Here is a 260-nt window from a genome sequence, read left to right as displayed (position 1 = left end):
AGATTAGGCACAGATAGCTGGGGAGCCTTAACTAATATTCCTGTTGAAGATCCTAAATATATAATATGTAGTGCGTTAGTTTCTGAGATTAATGATGCAAGTCATAAAATTTCCCCTTTAGATGAAATGTACTTTCAAAGAATAATTAACACCACGCCTCAAAACCTATTTGAATCATTTGAACTTATTTTTAAAGAATTATCACAATCTCATTATGATGCAATGATAAATATTGGATAAACAAGTATTAAACCTTGACC

The 260-nt window shown here is 30.4% G+C and carries 1 protein-coding gene; it reads left to right on the top strand.

The features are described 5' to 3' along the window. Positions 1 to 240, top strand: a 240-nt coding sequence (locus SB786_RS36740) for a hypothetical protein (protein ID WP_410731652.1), incomplete at its 5' end; no start/stop codon positions are given. Positions 241 to 260 lie beyond the last annotated feature (20 nt).

The organism is Burkholderia sp. SIMBA_062, assembly GCF_046534765.1.
In the GTDB taxonomy this organism is placed as follows: Bacteria; Pseudomonadota; Gammaproteobacteria; order Burkholderiales; family Burkholderiaceae; genus Burkholderia; species Burkholderia ambifaria.
This window is presented reverse-complemented; position numbering and strand designations above follow the sequence as displayed.